The 16,374-nt window shown below is 71.4% G+C and carries 17 protein-coding genes; 11 read left to right on the top strand and 6 right to left on the bottom strand.

Annotation, left to right across the window (positions count from 1 at the left end; genetic code table 11):
* Nucleotides 1-138: 138 nt before the first annotated feature.
* The 3 genes from CCN72_RS01075 to CCN72_RS01065 form a co-directional block, all read right to left on the bottom strand.
* Nucleotides 139-723, bottom strand: a complete 585-nt coding sequence (locus CCN72_RS01075; protein ID WP_086805924.1) for a TetR/AcrR family transcriptional regulator — start codon at nucleotides 721-723, stop codon at nucleotides 139-141.
* Nucleotides 724-855: 132 nt separating this feature from the next.
* On the bottom strand, nucleotides 856-1,650 hold the full coding sequence (locus CCN72_RS01070; protein WP_086805926.1) for an alpha/beta fold hydrolase: 795 nt from the start codon (nucleotides 1,648-1,650) through the stop codon (nucleotides 856-858).
* Between the two features lie 41 nt (nucleotides 1,651-1,691).
* A complete protein-coding gene (locus CCN72_RS01065) occupies nucleotides 1,692-2,585 on the bottom strand; it encodes an SDR family NAD(P)-dependent oxidoreductase (protein WP_086805923.1) in 894 nt (297 codons plus the stop codon).
* Between the two features lie 368 nt (nucleotides 2,586-2,953).
* On the opposite strand from CCN72_RS01065, the gene CCN72_RS01060 reads away from it, so the two are divergent.
* Entirely contained in the window at nucleotides 2,954-4,072 is a 1,119-nt protein-coding gene (locus CCN72_RS01060) for an adenylate/guanylate cyclase domain-containing protein (RefSeq protein ID WP_037656143.1), read from the top strand.
* Nucleotides 4,073-4,096: 24 nt separating this feature from the next.
* Here the strand turns inward: CCN72_RS01060 and CCN72_RS01055 are convergent, their stop codons facing one another.
* Complete coding sequence (locus tag CCN72_RS01055; RefSeq protein ID WP_086805925.1) at nucleotides 4,097-4,588, bottom strand: hypothetical protein; 492 nt, start codon at nucleotides 4,586-4,588, stop codon at nucleotides 4,097-4,099.
* Nucleotides 4,589-5,008: 420 nt separating this feature from the next.
* Between CCN72_RS01055 and CCN72_RS01050 the strand changes: the two genes are divergently transcribed.
* The 7 genes from CCN72_RS01050 (at nucleotide 5,009) to hutH (ending at nucleotide 11,795) form a co-directional block, all read left to right on the top strand.
* Entirely contained in the window at nucleotides 5,009-5,803 is a 795-nt protein-coding gene (locus tag CCN72_RS01050; RefSeq protein ID WP_086805922.1) for an enoyl-CoA hydratase/isomerase family protein, read from the top strand.
* Between the two features lie 378 nt (nucleotides 5,804-6,181).
* The gene (locus CCN72_RS01045) at nucleotides 6,182-6,637 is read left to right on the top strand and encodes a hypothetical protein (RefSeq protein WP_143664021.1); all 456 of its coding nucleotides are present in this window, start codon (nucleotides 6,182-6,184) and stop codon (nucleotides 6,635-6,637) included.
* Between the two features lie 142 nt (nucleotides 6,638-6,779).
* Nucleotides 6,780-7,058, top strand: a complete 279-nt coding sequence (locus CCN72_RS01040; RefSeq protein WP_086805920.1) for a hypothetical protein — start codon at nucleotides 6,780-6,782, stop codon at nucleotides 7,056-7,058.
* The gene (locus tag CCN72_RS01035; protein ID WP_341868858.1) at nucleotides 6,964-8,070 is read left to right on the top strand and encodes an ABC transporter ATP-binding protein; all 1,107 of its coding nucleotides are present in this window, start codon (nucleotides 6,964-6,966) and stop codon (nucleotides 8,068-8,070) included. The genes CCN72_RS01040 and CCN72_RS01035 overlap by 95 nt, the downstream gene beginning before the upstream one ends.
* Nucleotides 8,067-8,891 (top strand): hypothetical protein, encoded by an 825-nt coding sequence (locus CCN72_RS01030; RefSeq protein ID WP_086805918.1) that lies wholly within the window; start codon nucleotides 8,067-8,069, stop codon nucleotides 8,889-8,891. Before CCN72_RS01035 ends, CCN72_RS01030 begins: the two co-directional genes overlap by 4 nt.
* A 127-nt stretch (nucleotides 8,892-9,018) precedes the next feature.
* Nucleotides 9,019-10,161, top strand: coding sequence for a GGDEF domain-containing protein (locus CCN72_RS01025; protein ID WP_086805917.1), 1,143 nt, complete (start codon nucleotides 9,019-9,021; stop codon nucleotides 10,159-10,161).
* Nucleotides 10,162-10,256: 95 nt separating this feature from the next.
* Entirely contained in the window at nucleotides 10,257-11,795 is a 1,539-nt protein-coding gene (gene hutH, locus CCN72_RS01020; RefSeq protein WP_086805916.1) for a histidine ammonia-lyase, read from the top strand.
* A 51-nt stretch (nucleotides 11,796-11,846) separates the two neighbouring features.
* On the opposite strand, the gene CCN72_RS01015 is transcribed toward hutH, so the two are convergent.
* Together CCN72_RS01015 and CCN72_RS01010 are read right to left on the bottom strand one after the other, a co-directional pair.
* Nucleotides 11,847-12,629 carry a hypothetical protein gene (locus tag CCN72_RS01015; RefSeq protein ID WP_244174096.1) on the bottom strand — a complete coding sequence of 261 codons (783 nt, stop codon included), beginning with the start codon at nucleotides 12,627-12,629 and terminating at the stop codon, nucleotides 11,847-11,849.
* Nucleotides 12,630-12,672: 43 nt separating this feature from the next.
* Nucleotides 12,673-13,008, bottom strand: coding sequence for an LAETG motif-containing sortase-dependent surface protein (locus tag CCN72_RS01010; protein ID WP_086805914.1), 336 nt, complete (start codon nucleotides 13,006-13,008; stop codon nucleotides 12,673-12,675).
* Between the two features lie 109 nt (nucleotides 13,009-13,117).
* On the opposite strand from CCN72_RS01010, the gene CCN72_RS01005 reads away from it, so the two are divergent.
* The 3 genes from CCN72_RS01005 to CCN72_RS00995 all read left to right on the top strand — a co-directional run.
* A complete protein-coding gene (locus tag CCN72_RS01005; protein WP_086805913.1) occupies nucleotides 13,118-13,462 on the top strand; it encodes a hypothetical protein in 345 nt (114 codons plus the stop codon).
* 249 nt (nucleotides 13,463-13,711) lie between these two features.
* Nucleotides 13,712-14,959: a L,D-transpeptidase gene (locus CCN72_RS01000; RefSeq protein ID WP_085566282.1), complete on the top strand. Its 1,248-nt coding sequence runs from the start codon at nucleotides 13,712-13,714 to the stop codon at nucleotides 14,957-14,959.
* Nucleotides 14,960-15,094: 135 nt separating this feature from the next.
* Nucleotides 15,095-16,374 (top strand): ABC transporter permease (locus CCN72_RS00995; protein ID WP_086805912.1); only part of this gene is annotated, 1,280 nt, incomplete at its 3' end.

Below are 16,374 nucleotides of genomic sequence, written 5' to 3'. Positions count from 1 at the left end.
TAGGGGCGCGGGGCTGTGTTGATGTGCGGCTCCGCCGCGTGGGCGCGATCAGCCACGATGGCGCCGCACTTGGGACAGCGGGCCGGGGGTTGGGTCGCTCGCCCGCGCTCGCGGGGGCTGAGTTGCGGCGGCCGACGGCTAGGGCGTCGTCCCGGGCGGAACGCGTGCGCCCTCGAAGAACGTGGTCAGGTAGCGGTGGGCGGTGCGGAGGCGGGACGCCGTGTCGCCGCCGTGGAGGTTCACCGCGTGCGCGATGCCGCACATCAGCGGGACGAGGTCGCCCGCGATGAGGTCGGGGCGGATCGCCGCCGCCGCGTGCGCCCGGTCGAGCAGCTCCGTGCCGGCCGTCGCGAGGGACCGCTTGAGCTCGGCCGTCCGCGGCAACGCGTCCGCCGTCGCCGCCGCGACCGGCGCCAGCGCCGCATCCGTGACCTGCGCCTCCACGACACGCGACAAGAACCCCTCCAGCGCGCGCAGCGGATCCGCCTCGGCCAGCGCCCGGCGCCCGTGCTCCGCGAGACCTTCCAGACAGGGCGCGGCCACGGTCTCCAGCAGCGCCTCGGGCGTGGCGAAGTGCCGGTAGACGGTCCCGACCCCGAGCCCCGCCCGCCGCGCGACATCGTTGAGCTGGAGCGCGGTGCCCTCGTCCACCAGTTCGCGGGCTATGGCGACGATCCGGTCCCAGTTGCGGGCGGCGTCCTTGCGCAGCGGCGTGCTCGTCATAGGGGCAGTCCAGATCGCTCGTCTCGCGGCATCGGTTCGGCGTTCGATCGTACGTGGAGCGTTCGGATCGGCGCGGCCGCGGGCGGGCCCCGCACGGGCTACCCATGCCTGGCCCGCCCACGCCCCCGGCCGTCAGCTCCGGCGCCCCTCCTCCCCGAGGAACCCGGTGACCAGCTCCAGCCACCGCTGCGGCTGCTCCAGGAAGGGCAGATGCCCGGTCGCCAGCTCGGCGGTCCGCGCGCCGGGTACGGCCGCGGCCAACTCCCGCTGGAGGGCGGCCGGTATCAGGGGGTCGGCGGTGGTGACGACGACCAGCGTGGGCACGTCGAGCGCCCCGAGGTCGGCCCGGACATCGACGCGGCGGACCAGGTCGACCTGGGCGCCGGTACCGGTCGGCAGCGCCGCCGCGGTCTGCTCGGCGCCCCCGCGCACCTGGGCCGGAGTGAGGGTGTTCAGCACCGGCGTGCTCACGGCCAGATGGGTCAGGTACTGGGCGAGCAGGACGTGCTGCCCGGACTCGTACAGCTGCTGCCAGATGGCGGCGGCCAGGTCGGTGCGCGTGTCCAGCCGGGCGAAGGCCGCGCTCAGCACGAGCGCGGTGACCCGGCCGGGATGCCGCACCGCGGCCCTGATCGCGACCGGCCCGCCGAGCGAGTACCCGCAGAGCGCGAACGTGTCGAGGCCCGCCGCGTCCGCCGCGGCGACGAGCTGGTCCGCCAGTTCGTCGAGTTCGAGGGCCGCCGGCGCGGCGGGCGTCCGGCCCGAGCCGGGGTAGTCGACCCCGACGACGGTGTGCCGGGCGGCGAGCCCTTCCAGGAGCGGCCCGTAGTTGGCCTCGATGCCGCCGCCCGCGCCGTGCGCGAGCAGGAGACCGGGCCCGGAGCCGCGGACGGTACGGGCATAAGCGGTCGGGGCTGCGTCGGTCACGGTGATGTCCTTGGAGGTCGAGGTGTCGGTCGGGCAGGTGGTCACGGACGTGCCCCCACCGGTGCGTGGGTCTCGCTGAGCCGGCGTACGGCCGCGGCGAGACGGGGGTCGGTCGCGGGGCGGAACGGGGCGACCGGGAGCGCCTCGGGGCCTATGACGACGCCGGTCCTGCCGGACAGGGCGCCGTCGGTGGCGGCGGTGATCGAGGGCCTGGCCGCCACGGACGCCGGTCCTGAGGTGGAACGCGCGAACCTGCGCCGTACCAGCGGCCACAGCAGCCGTAGGGCGGGGGAGACGATCCTGGGGTCGGTCAGGGTGCCGTCGGTCATGTCGGTCGCCGCGCCCCCGGGATCGGCGGCGAACACCGAGACACCCGTGCCGTCCAGCCGGGCGGCCAGGTCCAGGGTGTACGCGAGGTGGGCGAGCTTGGCGCGTCCGTAGTGGTGGAAGCCGTAGTAGCCGCCGGGCGGTTCGACCGCGTCGAAGTCCCGCTTGGCGACGCCGACCGCGCCCGAGGTGACGTTCACGATCCTGCTCGGCGCGCCGGCCCGCAGCGTGGGCAGCAGCAGTTCCGTCAGCAGGTAGGGCGAGAGGTGGTTGACGACGAACGACGCCTCGACGCCGTCCAGGATCCGCCGCTCGGCGAACATCGCTCCGATGTTGTTGACCAGCAGCGCCAGGGGTTCCCCGGAGGCGGCGTGATCGTCGGCGATCTGGGCCGCGAGCGAGCGCACCTGGTCGAGCGAGGAGAGGTCGGCGCACAGGAACCGCGCGGGCCGCGCCGGGTTCACCGCGCTGATCCGCTCGACCGCCCCGGCCCCCCGCACATGATCGCGCCCGACCACGGTCACCGCGAACCCGGCCGCCGCCAGCCCGAGCGCCGTCTCCAGCCCGATCCCTCCCGTCCCACCCGTCACCACAGCTGTCTCCGACATGAGCGCGCCTCCACCCCGAGATAAGAACCGGATAGATCATCCGCTTGATGACGCCGGACGCTAGCACACAATCGGATTACCTATCCGTTTAATCTCCGGGCACCTGCACCGCCCCGAAGGGGGCGCGGGGAACTGCGCGATCAACCACCACCGGCCCGCAGGTGCGCACAACGACTTCGCCCCCCAAGCTGATGGCGGGGGCCTGGGGGCCGCAGGCCACCAGAAAGGGAGTCGGCGACAACCCCCGCACACGACCCGGCACCGGACAACCAGACCCCGGCCGAACCCAACGGAGTGAGCTGGCGCACACCTGCCGTAGAGTTGAGGCCGGTCGTACCTGACCGCGGCAGATCGGAAGGGCAGCAGGCGTGACCGTCGACGACACGGGCCCCGGCGAGCAGGACCGGACGGACCCAAGCGCCGCCGACTCCGGCGAGGACCCGCTCGCGCTCCGTCTCGAACAGCTCATCCTGGGCGCCGAGCGCCGCTACACCCCTTTCCAGGCCGCCCGCAGCGCCGGTGTCTCCATGGAGCTGGCGTCCCGCTTCTGGCGGGCGATGGGCTTCGCGGACATAGGGCAGGCCAAGGCCCTCACCGAGGCTGATGTCCTCGCTCTGCGCCGCCTCGCCGGTCTCGTTGAGGCGGGGCTGCTCAGCGAGGCCATGGCCGTACAGGTCGCCCGCTCCACCGGGCAGACCACCGCCCGGCTGGCCGAGTGGCAGATCGATTCCTTCCTGGAGGGCCTGACCGAGCCCCCCGAACCCGGCATGACCCGCACCGAGGTGACGTACCCCCTGGTCGAGCTGCTGCTGCCGGAGCTGGAGGAGTTCCTGGTCTACGTCTGGCGCCGCCAGCTCGCCGCCGCGACCGGGCGGGTCGTCCAGGCCGCGGACGACGAGGAGATGGTGGACCGGCGCCTGGCCGTCGGCTTCGCCGACCTCGTCGGGTTCACCCGTCTGACCCGCCGTATGGAGGAGGAGGAACTCGGCGAACTCGTCGAGGCCTTCGAGACCACCGCCGCCGACCTGGTGGCCGCGCGCGGCGGCCGGCTCATCAAGACCCTCGGCGACGAGGTCCTGTTCGCCGCGGACGACGCGGGCACGGCCGCGGACATCGCGCTGCGCCTGGTGGAGACGCTGGCGAACGACGAGACGATGCCCGAACTGCGCGTCGGCATGGCCTTCGGCACCGTGACCACCCGGATGGGCGATGTGTTCGGCACGACGGTGAACCTGGCCTCCCGGCTGACCTCCATAGCCCCGCGCGACGCCGTCCTCATGGACAGCGCGTTCGCCAAGGAGCTGATCCGCACCGGTGAGGCGCCCTCCTCGGAGGCGGAGGCCGCCGAGGCCGCGGCGGCCGCCGAGAAGGAGGGCGAGGAGCCGCCGTCGTACCGCTTCGCGCTCCAGCCGATGTGGCAGCGCCCGGTGCGCGGCCTCGGCGTGGTCGAGCCGTGGCTGCTCACCCGGAGGAACGGCGAGCAGTAGCCGCCGGCCCTGGGTCCCGTAGTTCTAGCCCCCGTGGCCGCCGAGCACGTCCACGTCCACGCAGAGGGCGATGATCGGCAGGCACAGCCCGCCCGGAGCGGGCGCGGGGGAGCCGTGGGTCGGCGCGGGCGCCGGGGTCGTGGGCGGTGCCGGGCGCGGGGTCGGCGCGGGAGGGGCCGGTTCCGGGGCCGCGGGCCCGGTCGGGACACTCGGCGCGCCGCTCTTCCCGGGCGCGGGCGGCACCCCGCCGTCCGAGCCCTCCGAGTCGCCCGGGTTCCCAGGCGTCGCCGCAGCGCCGGTGGGCGTGGGCGCGGGAGTCCGCCCGGCCAGGTCGGCGGCCGTCGAGGGCGGTGCGAGCGGGCCGGTGGTCAGGGTGCCGGTGGTGGTCGGGGCCGTACGGCCGCCGATCCCGGACGCGCCGGTCCTCGAGCCGCCGCTCGCGAGCCCGCCGCCCGGGTCGAGCCGGGGCTCGGCCGCCGCAGTGCCGGGGGCGCCCACGCCGGACTCCGGGGTCATGCGGACCAGGCTGAGCACCCCGGCTGCGAGGACGAGCCCGCCCGCGGCGAGCAACGCCCTGCGGGGGCGGGGTTTACGGTGCCGTCCGCGACGTAGGCCGGAGAACCAGCCACCTGGTTCCGCCGCCCCTGCCGGGCCTCTACTACGTATACGTGTTTCCGCCATGCCTGCTCTCCCCCACAACTCCCCACGACTTCCCACAGCTCCCCGCGACTCCGCGCGCTCCCTTTCCCCGCGCGCTCCCCTTCGCGCCCCCACCGCGCAGCGCACGCTATGCGCTCGTGTGGGTGATGTGGGGCGAGACGGCCGTGATGTCACTCGAACGGGCGTAGCGGTACGGGGTTTCCTGTGGTCGGGTGCGGCTGCGATGATCGGGCCGACAGGGGTTAACCCGCGTTAACACGTGTACCGGAGGATGCGATGAGCGAGGCGCGGTTCGGGGAGTTCGTGCTGGTACGGCGGCACGGGTACGTCGCGGAGCTGGTCCTGGACCGGCCCAAGGCGATGAACGCCGTCTCCACGGAGATGGCCCGGTCGATCGCGGCCGCCTGTACGGCGCTGGGGGCGGACCGGGACGCCCGGGTGGTCGTCCTGACCTCGTCGCACGAGCGGGCGTTCTGCGTCGGCGCGGACCTCAAGGAGCGCAACTCCTTCAGCGACGCGGACCTGATGCGGCAGCGGCCGGTGGCACGGGGGGCGTACACCGGCGTGCTGGAGCTGCCGATGCCGACGATCGCGGCGGTGCACGGCTTCGCGCTGGGCGGCGGCTTCGAGCTGGCGCTGTCCTGCGATGTGATCGTGGCCGACCGTACGGCCGTGGTGGGCCTGCCCGAGGTGTCCGTGGGCGTGATCCCGGGCGGCGGCGGCACCCAGCTGCTGCCCCGGCGGGTCGGCGCGGCGCGGGCGGCCGAGCTGGTCTTCTCGGCGCGGCGCCTGGAGGCCGCGGAGGCCGGCGAGATGGGACTCGTGGACCACGTGGTCGAGGAGGGCCGGGACCGGGAGGAGGCGCTGGAGCTGGCGGCGCGCATCGCCGGGAACTCCCCGGTGGGCCTGCGCGCGGCCAAGCGCGCGCTGCGACTGGGACAGGGCCTGGATCTGCGGGCCGGCCTGGAGGTCGAGGACGCCGCATGGCGCTCCGTGGCCTTCTCCGGAGACCGCGCGGAGGGCGTCGCCGCATTCAACGAAAAGCGAAAGCCGGAGTGGCCGGGGGAGTAGGGACGAGCAGCCCCGAGGCGCGCTCTCCAAGGCCCGCCCCTAGACGGTTTCTGGATCAGCAGACGGCCGCTGTCGATCGCCGGTTCTCGGAGCCGACTCCGAACTACTGCGTCACCGCGACGGTGGCCGCCGTCGGGCCCTGAGTTCCCCAGTGTTGTGCGCCGGGCACGTCACCGAATATCCCCCTGTTGTGATCATGGTCACGAGGGGGATTTTTGGATCTTTCTTTGAGAATGTATTAACGTCTGTGTCGGTTCGCCCGGCTTGACCAGCCGGACGACTGAAATAACCAGGGGGAGAAGGAACGGGGGCCGTTCAGTTTCCACGCCAAGCGGCGCATCCGTATGCCCTCTCCCCCCGACCACAGGGAAAGTGTACGTGAAGCACAACTACATCCGCATGGCTGCCGCTACAGCTATGGCCGGTGTCACCTTCGGCATTGCCGCTCCCGCCGCCAACGCTGTCGAGGCGAACCGCGCCGCCGTCGCCGCCTCCGTCAGCGCGGCGGACTTCGAGGCTCTGAAGACGGCGAACCCGGCGTCTGCCACCAACGGCGAAGCCGAGATGACCGCGCAGGAGTTCGCCGAGCTCACGGCCGAGGGTGAGGCGCAGTCGGGCCTGGTCGCGGTGAAGGGCAAGGCAGGTGCCGTCATCGCCCTGCTGAAGAAGTCGCCGGGGCTGTTCAAGGCGGCGGTGAAGGCGGCGAAGAAGGGCGCTCGCGCCTTCGAGAGCTGGGTCAACAGTCTGTCCAACTGGAACCCGGTCAAGTGGGCCATCAAGTCCGCTCCCGACGCCATCATCTGGGAAGTCATCAAGTATCTCGCCAACCAGTGATCTGCGGGATGTTCCAAAACCCTTGGCTTCCCTTTTCGGGATACCGCTACTGATGGACTGCTTGCTCCGCAGGCGAAATCTGTGTTTGGGGTGGCAGTCCAAAGATAGCTCCTCCCGGAAACTCCGGGAGGAGCTCATTGATGTGGAGGTGGAGATGAAAAAGACTCCCGAGCAGATCGTTTCTGACAACATGTGGGGCTCGTCGGCGCTCTTCTGCGTGGCCGCCTTTGCTGCTTTCGTCATCGTCGGTGGCGAGTCCGCAGTACGAGTCGGGTGGATTCTGTACTTCGCCGGCTGGGTGCCCCCGATCTGTATGGCGGCGTGGTGTGCGGTCCGGCGTAGGTCGCCCGGTGTCGGAGGGGCCTTCGCTTTCACCATCCTTCCGCTGTTCGGGCTGCTGTACTGGCTTCTGCACGGATGATTCGGGCCACCGCCACCGCCACCGTCCGCCTCGCTCGCGGGCACCGTTTCGAAGTCGCCCAGGAATTGATGTCGACCAGGCAAGGAGTGAGGCGTCGGTGACCGACGTGGCGGTCCAGGTGCGCGAGCTACGGCGTGCTTTCGGAGGGAAACAAGTACTTGACGGCGTATCGATGGACCTGCGTGCCGGATGCGTGACCGGCTTCGTCGGCTCCAACGGCTCCGGCAAGACAACGACACTGCGCGCCATGCTCGGCCTCCTCCCGGCCGAGGGGCACACCCTGTTCTTCGGCCGCCCCCTCGCCGCCTGGCGGGCCCCCTCCCGCATCGTCGGGGCGGCGTTCACCGGAGTGGCGGGGCATCCGAAACACCGGGTACGCCATCACCTGCACATGGTCGCGGCGGGGGCCGGAGTGCCCACCCGGCGCGCGGACGAGCTGCTGGAACAGGTCGGCATGCGGGAAGCCGCCGACATGCGGCTGTCGGCCCTGTCGCTGGGCATGTCCCAGCGGATCGGCATCGCACAAGCCCTCGTCGCCGCGCCCCGCGTGCTCATCCTGGACGAACCCGCGAACGGTCTCGACCCCCACGCCATCCGCTGGCTCCGCGACTTCCTGCGAACGATCGCCGACACGGGAACCGCGGTGCTCCTCTCAAGCCACCTCCTGGCCGAGATGCAGCAGATGGCAGATCGGGTCGCCGTGCTCTCACAGGGCAGGGTCGTCGCCGAGGCCGCCATGAGCGACCTCCTCGCATACGCCGACCGACAGTCCGTCGTGCAGATCCAGTTCGCGCCCGACGACGCCCCCGCGCTCACCGGACTGGCCCGCCGGCACGGATTCGAACTACGCCGCACCGGCCCGGACACCGCCGACATCACCGGCGTCAACCGGGAGAAGCTGGCCCGTCTCTGCCTCGACCTCCGCGTCCCTTTGTTCCAGCTGTCGGAAGACCGGTCCAGCCTCGAAGACTTCTACCTGACCATCGCGCACGAGGAATTCAAGATCGCATGAGCGGCACGGTGCACACGGGCCACACCACCGATACCGAGCCCTCCAGAGCGGCAGAGTGGTGGCGGGCTTGCCACTACGAGCTGCGCCACCTGGCTGCGCTGCGCTCCACCTGGCTTCTTGCCTCCATCGTCGCTCTCCTGGCGCTGTGGGTGCCCCTGGCGGCCCCGTTCCTCATCGAGTCCTCCAAGGACATGACCGATCCGGAGCTGGTGAATTCCGTGCAGTGGACGCCGGCCCTCTTGCAGGTCCCCAGCCTTGCCGTCTTCCTCCTCGTGCTGGGAACCGGCCCGGTGGCGACAGAACTGCTGCGCGGCGCGAGCCGGACCACCTGGCTCACGACGGCGTCCCGCAGTCACGCCTTCTGGGCCAAGTGCGCGGTCGGCGCCACGATCGGCGTGACGGTATCCGCGGTGACCGGACTGCTGGAGATCGCCGGCCTCGCGGTGGTGGCCGCGGCCAAGGGCGTCCACCCCCCGCTCTGGGGACAGCTGATCGGCGCCACCGCGCGACTCGGGCTCTGGATGGCCTGTTGGATGGTGCTGTGCCCGGCGGTGGCGGCGCTGCTGCGCAACCGGGTCGGCCCGGTCCTGGTGCTGCTGCTGGTGCCGCCGCTGGGGGAACGGATCCTGAGCGCCCTGTCCGGGCAGATCCCCGGCGTCCATCTCGACATGGTGGCCGACTGGCTGCCCTTCGCCGCCGGCCGGCGGATGCTGTCCGCCGACACCGTGCAGGACGCCTTCCTGGGCGGTGTCGTCCTCGTGGCCTTCACCGCGGCGGTTGCGGCGGCCGGACACGCCGTCTACGCGCGCCGGACCGGATGACATCCCGTAGAGCCGGGTACCGACCGTGCGCGGATGGTCGCGAAGCCTGACCGGGTCCGCTCCGGCCAAACCCCCTATTCGCCGCATCAACATATCCCTCCAGCCAAACCCTCCCTAATCTGGAGTAATGGGCGACGACGAGCGGCTTGCCGCAGTGGTGGCGTTGGCGCAGGGGATGGCCGCGGCGCACACCCCTGAGGACTCGTGGCAGGCCGCCGCGCTCGGCGCCTGCCGTGCGCTGGACGGCAGCTTCGCCGCGCTGTCGGTCTGGGAGCGGGAGCTGGGCCGGCTGCGGGTCCTGGTGAATGTCGGGGACCGGCGCCTGGACGAGGAGGAGTTCCCGGCGGCCGAGTCCTACCCGGTGCACCAGTTCCCGGAGATCACCGAGTTCCTGCACGAACGCTGGGCCGGTGGCGGCGGTCCCAACGCCTGGGTGGAGACCGCCGAGGGCGCCGCCGCCGGTGTCCCCGGCTACTTCCACCAGCGTGTCGCCGCCCTGCGCCGCCGGGGCCGCGGCTGCTGTGTCGTCGCCCCGGTCGTGCTGCACGGCAGGGCCTGGGGCGAGGTGTACGTCGCGCGGGCCGTCGGAGCCCCGGTGTTCGGCCGCGCCGACGCCGACTTCGCGACCGTGCTCGCCGCCGTCGTCGCCGCGGGGCTCGCGCAGACCGAGCGCCTGGAGGAGGCCCGCCGGCTCGCCTACACCGACGCCCTGACCGGCCTCGCCAACCGCCGCGCCGTCGACACCCACCTCGACGAGGCGCTCGAACGGCACCGCGTCGACGGCGCCGTCGTCAGCCTCGTGGTCTGCGACCTCAACGGGCTCAAGCGGGTCAACGACACCAAGGGCCACGCCGTCGGCGACCGGCTCCTGGAGCGCTTCGGCTCGGTGCTCTCGCTGTGCGGCGCGATGGTGCCCGGTGCGCTGGCCGCGCGGCTCGGCGGGGACGAGTTCTGCCTTCTCGCGGTCGGCCCGGTCGCCGACGACGTGGTCAAGGCGGCCGACGAACTGTGCCGCCGCGCGGGCGAGTTGGAGCTGGGGGAGGGGGTCGCCTGCGGGGTCGCCTCGACCGAGGACCCGATCGGACCGGTGGCCGACGCCCGGCGGCTGTTCCGGCTCGCGGACGCCGCCCAGTACCGTGCCAAGGCCATGCGCGCCGACCGGCCCGTGGTCGCCGGCCGCGAGGGCCCCGACGATCCCGTCGTCCGGCTCGCCGACGAACCGCCCCCGACCCGCGCCGAGCGCCGTCGTTTCCGCGGCCGCAACCCCTGAAGGCTGCGACGAAGCCCACACCACCGGGTAAGGGGCGCACCCCGTCCCCACTAGTGACAGCGCTGCATTCAATGCGTACGCTCCTGAATATGGATATGCACACTGTGGTGGTGGGGACGTCCGGTGTCTCGGCGTCCGACGTTCTCGCCGTGGCGCGCGGCGCTGCCCGGATCGAGCTGTCGGAGGAGGCCGTGGCGGCGCTGGCCGCGGCCCGCGAGATCGTGGACGCGCTGGCGGCCAAGCCGGACCCGGTCTACGGCGTCTCCACCGGCTTCGGCGCCCTGGCGACCCGGCACATCAGCCCGGAACTCCGCGCCCAGTTGCAGCGCAACATCGTCCGCTCGCACGCCGCCGGCATGGGCCCGCGGGTGGAGCGGGAAGTCGTACGGGCCCTGATGTTCCTGCGCCTGAAGACCGTCTGCTCCGGACACACCGGCGTACGCCCCGAGGTCGCGCAGACCATGGCCGATGTGCTCAACGCCGGGATCACCCCGGTCGTGCACGAGTACGGCTCCCTCGGCTGCTCCGGCGACCTCGCCCCGTTGTCGCACTGCGCCCTGACCCTGATGGGCGAGGGCGACGCCGAGGGCCCCGACGGCGTCGTACGGCCCGCAGGCGAACTGCTCGCCGAGCACGGGATCCAGCCCGTCGAGCTGCGCGAGAAGGAGGGCCTCGCCCTGCTCAACGGCACCGACGGCATGCTCGGCATGCTGGTCATGGCCCTCGCCGACCTCGACACCCTCTACAAGTCCGCCGACATCACCGCCGCGCTGAGCCTGGAGGCGCTGCTCGGCACCGACAAGGTGCTCGCACCCGAGCTGCACGCCATCCGCCCGCACCCGGGCCAGGGCGCCGCGGCCGCCAACATGCTCGCCGTGCTGGAGGGGTCCCAGCTCACCGGGCACCACCAGGACGACGCCCCGCGCGTCCAGGACGCCTACTCGGTGCGCTGCGCCCCCCAGGTCGCGGGCGCCGGCCGCGACACCATGGCGCACGCCCGCCTGGTCGCCGAGCGCGAGCTGGCCTCGGCCGTCGACAATCCGGTGGTGCTGCCCGACGGTCGGGTGGAGTCCAACGGCAACTTCCACGGCGCGCCCGTGGCCTATGTGCTGGACTTCCTGGCCATCGCCGCCGCCGACCTCGGCTCCATCGCCGAGCGCCGCACCGACCGCCTCCTCGACAAGAACCGCAGCCACGGCCTGCCGCCGTTCCTCGCCGACGACGCCGGTGTGGACTCCGGTCTGATGATCGCCCAGTACACGCAGGCCGCCCTGGTCAGCGAGATGAAGCGGCTCGCCGTACCGGCCTCCGCGGACTCCATCCCGTCCTCCGCCATGCAGGAGGACCACGTCTCCATGGGCTGGTCGGCCGCGCGCAAGCTGCGCACCGCCGTGGACAACCTCACCCGGATCATCGCCGTGGAGCTGTACGCGGCCACCCGCGCGATCGAGCTGCGCGAGGGCCTGAGCCCGGCGCCCGCCTCCCGGGCCGTGATCGAGGCCGCCCGCGCCGCCGGTGTCCAGGGCCCCGGCCCGGACCGCTTCCTGGCGCCCGATCTGGCCGCGGCCGACGCCTTCGTGCGCGGCGGGCACCTGGTCGAGGCCGTGGAGAAGGTCACCGGCCCGCTCCAGTGACCGGCGGATGACGGATGAAGGGGCCCGGTCGCCGACCGGGCCCCTTCGCCGTCACTTCAGCCTGGTCTCCTGGGCCTTCACGACCGCGGGTGTCACCGTGTACGCCTGCTCGGCCATCATCGCGCCCAGGTTCGACGTGAAGTAGACGGAGACGGTGGAGCCGTGCCGGTCCACCTCGGCGTGCACCAGGGCCGTGCCCCCGCCGTCGCCCTCGTCCTCCTTCATGGTCGCGGCGAACGCCACCGACCCGTCCCCGCCGCCCGCGGGCTTCTCCGCGGCGATCCCGGTGAACTTCACCGAGGTGCCCGCCTGCCGGCCGGTGAAGCCGCCCGCGCAGGCCCTCACGGCGGCGGACAGCGACGTCAGGGCCCGCTCGGCGCCGTCCCCGTCGTACGAGGCGAGCGCCACCGTGGTGACATCCCGGTCGAGGGACTTGCGCATCGTCTTCTCGAACTCGCCCTCGTCCAGGTCGTCCAGGGACGTCGGCTTGGCCGAGGGCCGCTTCTTCGCGTTCTCGGTGACCATGCGGTCGGTGCTCGCCGGGGCCTCGGTGGGCGCGAGCCCGCTCATCACCCGGGTCAGGGGCTCGCAGGCCGCCTTGTCGGTGGTGATCCGCCTGGCGCGGGCCTCGGTCACCGCCCCGACCGCGTAGCCGGGCAGGTCGTCCTGAGTGACGATCAGCTTCTTCAACTCGGCGGCGCTCAGCGCCTTTCGCGCGGAACCCTGGTCCGCGGAATCCTTCGACCCTCCGTCAGAACACCCCGTGACAAGGGCGAACGACAGCGCGCTCACGGCGACGGTGGCGCACAGCCGCACGCCCGATGATCTCTTCATGAGGCGAACTATGTAAGCCCTGTGAAAGATCAGTCAAGGGAGATTAAAAACCCAGGCGTTCGCGGCGCACCGAATAGACCACGAACCCGGCGCCGAGGGCGAGGAACAGGGAGCCGCCGACGACGTACGGCGTGGTGTCCGGGCTGCCGGTGTCGGCGAGCCGGGCGTCGTCCGCGGGCCCCGAACCGGCTCTGGTGGCCGCCGCCGTCACCACACTTGCCTGCTCGGTGACGGGCGCGGAGAAGGTCGTGACGGAGCCGACCGCCGTGTCCTGCGCCGGTCCCTCCTGGGACGCGTTCGCGGACGGGACGAACCACAGGGCGCACAGCAGAGTGCCCGCGGCGGTGGCGGTCAGCAGCGGACGGCGAGCGGATGACACGAAATATCGATCCCCTTGTGGCGCTGGCGAATTGGCCGTGTGAGCAGATGTTAGTGAAAGTCGCGGGTCACGGGAAAGTCACGGGAGGTTTCGGCCGTACGCTCGCGCCATGAGCGATGAAGAGACATCACGTTATGTACGGCTTCGGGTGGAGCTGGTGGTCGAGGTCCTGGACGACGGTGAGGTGACCAAGGCCGCGTTGGGCCGGCTCGCGGCCGATCCCGAGCTGCCGGACTCCGAGCGGGACCAGGCCGAGGGCGCTGTGACGGAAGACACCGCGGAGGCCCTCGCCTATCTCGTGGACCCGTTCGACCTGGTCAGCGGGGTGCCCGGGGTGGAGCTCCAGCAGGCCTCCTGGTCGAGTGAGCGGATCGACTACGACCCGGACTCGCCCGAATGGGACATCGACGGGGATGATGGGCAGGACGACGACGAAGAGGACGGCATCGGCTGAGCGTCCCGGGGCACCTGAAACCCCGGACGGCCACCTGCCGTCCGGGGTTTTGTCGTACGAGGGGGCGCACGGACCGATCACACACCACCCGCCCGGCGACGTACCGCAGCACGGGCCGGCGGACGTGGTGTGCCCCACAGATCCGATGGATCCGGAACGGGACGAACCGGCCGTAGCGTTGAAGGTTCCTACGGGGACTCGGGGACTCTCGGGGTTATCTGCGACTCGGCAACGATGGAGAAGCTTGTGATGACGGACGGTAAGCGGCGCAACGGCCTGGTGGCCGCGTCCGCTCTGCTCGGCGGTGTGCTGATGCTCTCGGCCTGTTCCGGAGGGGACAAGGCCGCGGCCCACGGCAGCGGTGAATCATCGCAGGCCCAGGCCGACGCGGCGGCCGCCAAGAAGTCGTCCGAGGCACAGATCGCGGTCACCCCGAAGGACGGCTCGGACAACGCGTCGATCAACAACTCCGGTACCGTCACGGTCGGCAAGGGCACGCTCACCGGCGTCACCATGACCACCGAGGACGGCAAGGCCGTCGCCGGCCAGCTGTCCGCGGACAAGCTCAGCTGGAAGCCGACCGTCCAGCTGGAGCGCTCCACCACCTACAAGATCGCCGCGACGGCCAAGGACTCCCAGGGCCGCATAGCCCACGAGAACGCGTCCTTCACCACCGTCTCGCCGTCGAACAGCTTCATCGGCAGCTTCACCCCCGACAACGGCACGACCGTCGGCGTGGGCATGCCAGTCTCGATCAACTTCGACAAGGCGATCACCAACAAGGCGGCCGTCCAGAAGGGCATCACCGTCAGCACCAGCGGCGGCCAGGAGGTCGCCTGTCACTGGTTCAACGCCAACCGCATGGACTGCCGCCCCCAGGACTACTGGAAGGAAGGCTCCACCGTCACCCTGAAGCTCGCCCTCGACGGCGTCCAGGGGGCCAACGGCGTCTACGGCGTCCAGCAGAAGACGGTCACCTTCCACATCGGCCGCAACCAGGTCTCCTACGTCGACGCGAAGACCCACCAGATGAAGGTCACGCAGGACGGCAAGGTCGTCAAGACCATCCCGATCTCCGCCGGCGCCCCCGAGCACACCACGTACGAGGGCCAGATGGTGATCTCCGAGAAGTTCAAGCAGACCCGCATGAACGGCGCGACCGTCGGCTTCACCGATGACGACGGCAAGGGCGAGTACGACATCAAGGACGTGCCGCACGCCATGCGCCTGACCACCTCGGGCACCTTCATCCACGGCAACTACTGGGGCGCCCCCTCGGTGTTCGGCAGCGTCAACACCAGCCACGGCTGCGTCGGCCTCCAGGACGTCAAGGGCGCCGGCGACCCGAACACCCCGGCCGCCTGGTTCTACGACCACTCGCTGATCGGTGACGTCGTGGTGATCCAGCACACCGGCGACAAGACCGTCTCCCCGGACAACGGCCTCAACGGCTGGAACATGGACTGGGCCCAGTGGAAGGCCGGTTCGGCCGTCTGAGCCTGCCCCCTACAGCCCCGTGAGTGCCGCCCCTTCGGGGGCGGCACTCACTGCGTTCAGGGCCCGCGGGGATTCTTAACTCGCTCTTAGGTCAGCCTCAGGAAGCAGTCAGGGGCCGTTCCTATCGTTCCGCCCATGTTCTTCACCTACCTGAGGCGCGAACTGCGCCGCCGCCGCAAGGCGGCGCTCGTCGTGGCCTCCGGCCTCGCGCTCGGCATCGCGCTGGTCATCGTGGTCAACTCCGTGGCCAGCGGCATGGGCAAGGCCCAGGACAAGGTCCTTCAGTCGCTCTACGGCCTTGGCACCGACATGACCGTCAGCAAGGCGGCCACGCCCTCCGCCGACGGCTCCCAGCGGCCCCACTTCCAGTTCGGCGCGAAGGGCGACGGCGACAAGTCGACGCAGAGCAGCGACCGCGTCCAGGTGCAGGGCTTCACCACCCTCGCCTCCTCCACCGTCGCCAAGGTCTCCGGCCAGCAGGGCGTGGCGGCGGCCGCCGGCGGGCTGAACCTGTCCGTCGTCAAGGTCAACGGCAGTTTCACCCGGGGTCAGTTCCAGCAGAACGGTGGCGGTGGCGGCTTCGGTCGGCGCGGCGGTGGCGGCGAGGCGCAGGGCGAGGTCAAGGGCGGCGGCGCCGACTTCAACATCGACCAGTACACCGTCTACGGCACCGATGTCACCCAGACCGGGCTCGGCCCGCTGACCTCCTCGAAGATCACCAGCGGCCGTGACTTCAAGACCACCGAGACGAACGCCAAGGTGGCCGTGGTCGACTCGGCGTACGCCAAGACGAAGAAGTACAAGGTCGGCTCCACCGTCACCATCAAGGGCACCAAGTACTCGGTGATCGGCATCGCCACCGCGGACAGCGGCGACTCGGCGGCCAACCTGTACATCCCGCTGCAGCAGGCGCAGACCCTCGCGGACCAGAAGAACAAGGTCACCACGATCTACGTGCGGGCCACCGACTCCCAGAAGATCGACTCCGTCAAGAGCACCATCCAGAAGAACGTCTCCGGTACGACGGTCACCACCTCCTCCGACCTCGCCAAGACGGTCTCGGGCTCCCTGTCCACCGCCTCCTCGCTCGCCACCAATGTCGGCAAGTGGCTGTCGATCGCGGTGCTCGTGGCCGCGTTCCTGGTCGCCGGTCTGCTCACCTCCTCCGCGGTCTCCCGCCGGGTGCGTGAGTTCGGCACCCTGAAGGCGCTGGGCTGGAAGTCGGGCCGGGTCACCCGGCAGGTGGTCGGCGAGGCCATCGTCAACGGCCTGGTCGGCGGGGTCCTCGGCATCGCCCTGGGCCTGGCCGGTGCCTACGTCGTCACCGCGATCAGCCCCACCCTCCAGGCCCAACTGGGCGCGAGCGGGGGCGGCTTCGGTGGCGGGCGCGCCGGTGGCGGCGGCTTCGGCGGGGG

The sequence above is a fragment of the Streptomyces murinus genome (assembly GCF_002154555.1).
Taxonomy (GTDB): Bacteria; Actinomycetota; Actinomycetes; order Streptomycetales; family Streptomycetaceae; genus Streptomyces; species Streptomyces murinus.
This window is presented reverse-complemented; position numbering and strand designations above follow the sequence as displayed.

Coding starts and splice junctions, on each gene's coding strand:
- CCN72_RS01075 (WP_086805924.1), bottom strand. CDS start 723: ATGACGAGCACGCCGCTGCGCAAGGACGCCGCCCGCAACTGGGACCGG.
- CCN72_RS01065 (WP_086805923.1), bottom strand. CDS start 2,585: ATGTCGGAGACAGCTGTGGTGACGGGTGGGACGGGAGGGATCGGGCTG.
- CCN72_RS01055 (WP_086805925.1), bottom strand. CDS start 4,588: ATGACCCCGGAGTCCGGCGTGGGCGCCCCCGGCACTGCGGCGGCCGAG.
- CCN72_RS01050 (WP_086805922.1), top strand. CDS start 5,009: ATGAGCGAGGCGCGGTTCGGGGAGTTCGTGCTGGTACGGCGGCACGGG.
- CCN72_RS01030 (WP_086805918.1), top strand. CDS start 8,067: ATGAGCGGCACGGTGCACACGGGCCACACCACCGATACCGAGCCCTCC.
- CCN72_RS01025 (WP_086805917.1), top strand. CDS start 9,019: ATGGGCGACGACGAGCGGCTTGCCGCAGTGGTGGCGTTGGCGCAGGGG.
- hutH (WP_086805916.1), top strand. CDS start 10,257: ATGCACACTGTGGTGGTGGGGACGTCCGGTGTCTCGGCGTCCGACGTT.
- CCN72_RS01015 (WP_244174096.1), bottom strand. CDS start 12,629: ATGAAGAGATCATCGGGCGTGCGGCTGTGCGCCACCGTCGCCGTGAGC.
- CCN72_RS01005 (WP_086805913.1), top strand. CDS start 13,118: ATGAGCGATGAAGAGACATCACGTTATGTACGGCTTCGGGTGGAGCTG.
- CCN72_RS01000 (WP_085566282.1), top strand. CDS start 13,712: ATGACGGACGGTAAGCGGCGCAACGGCCTGGTGGCCGCGTCCGCTCTG.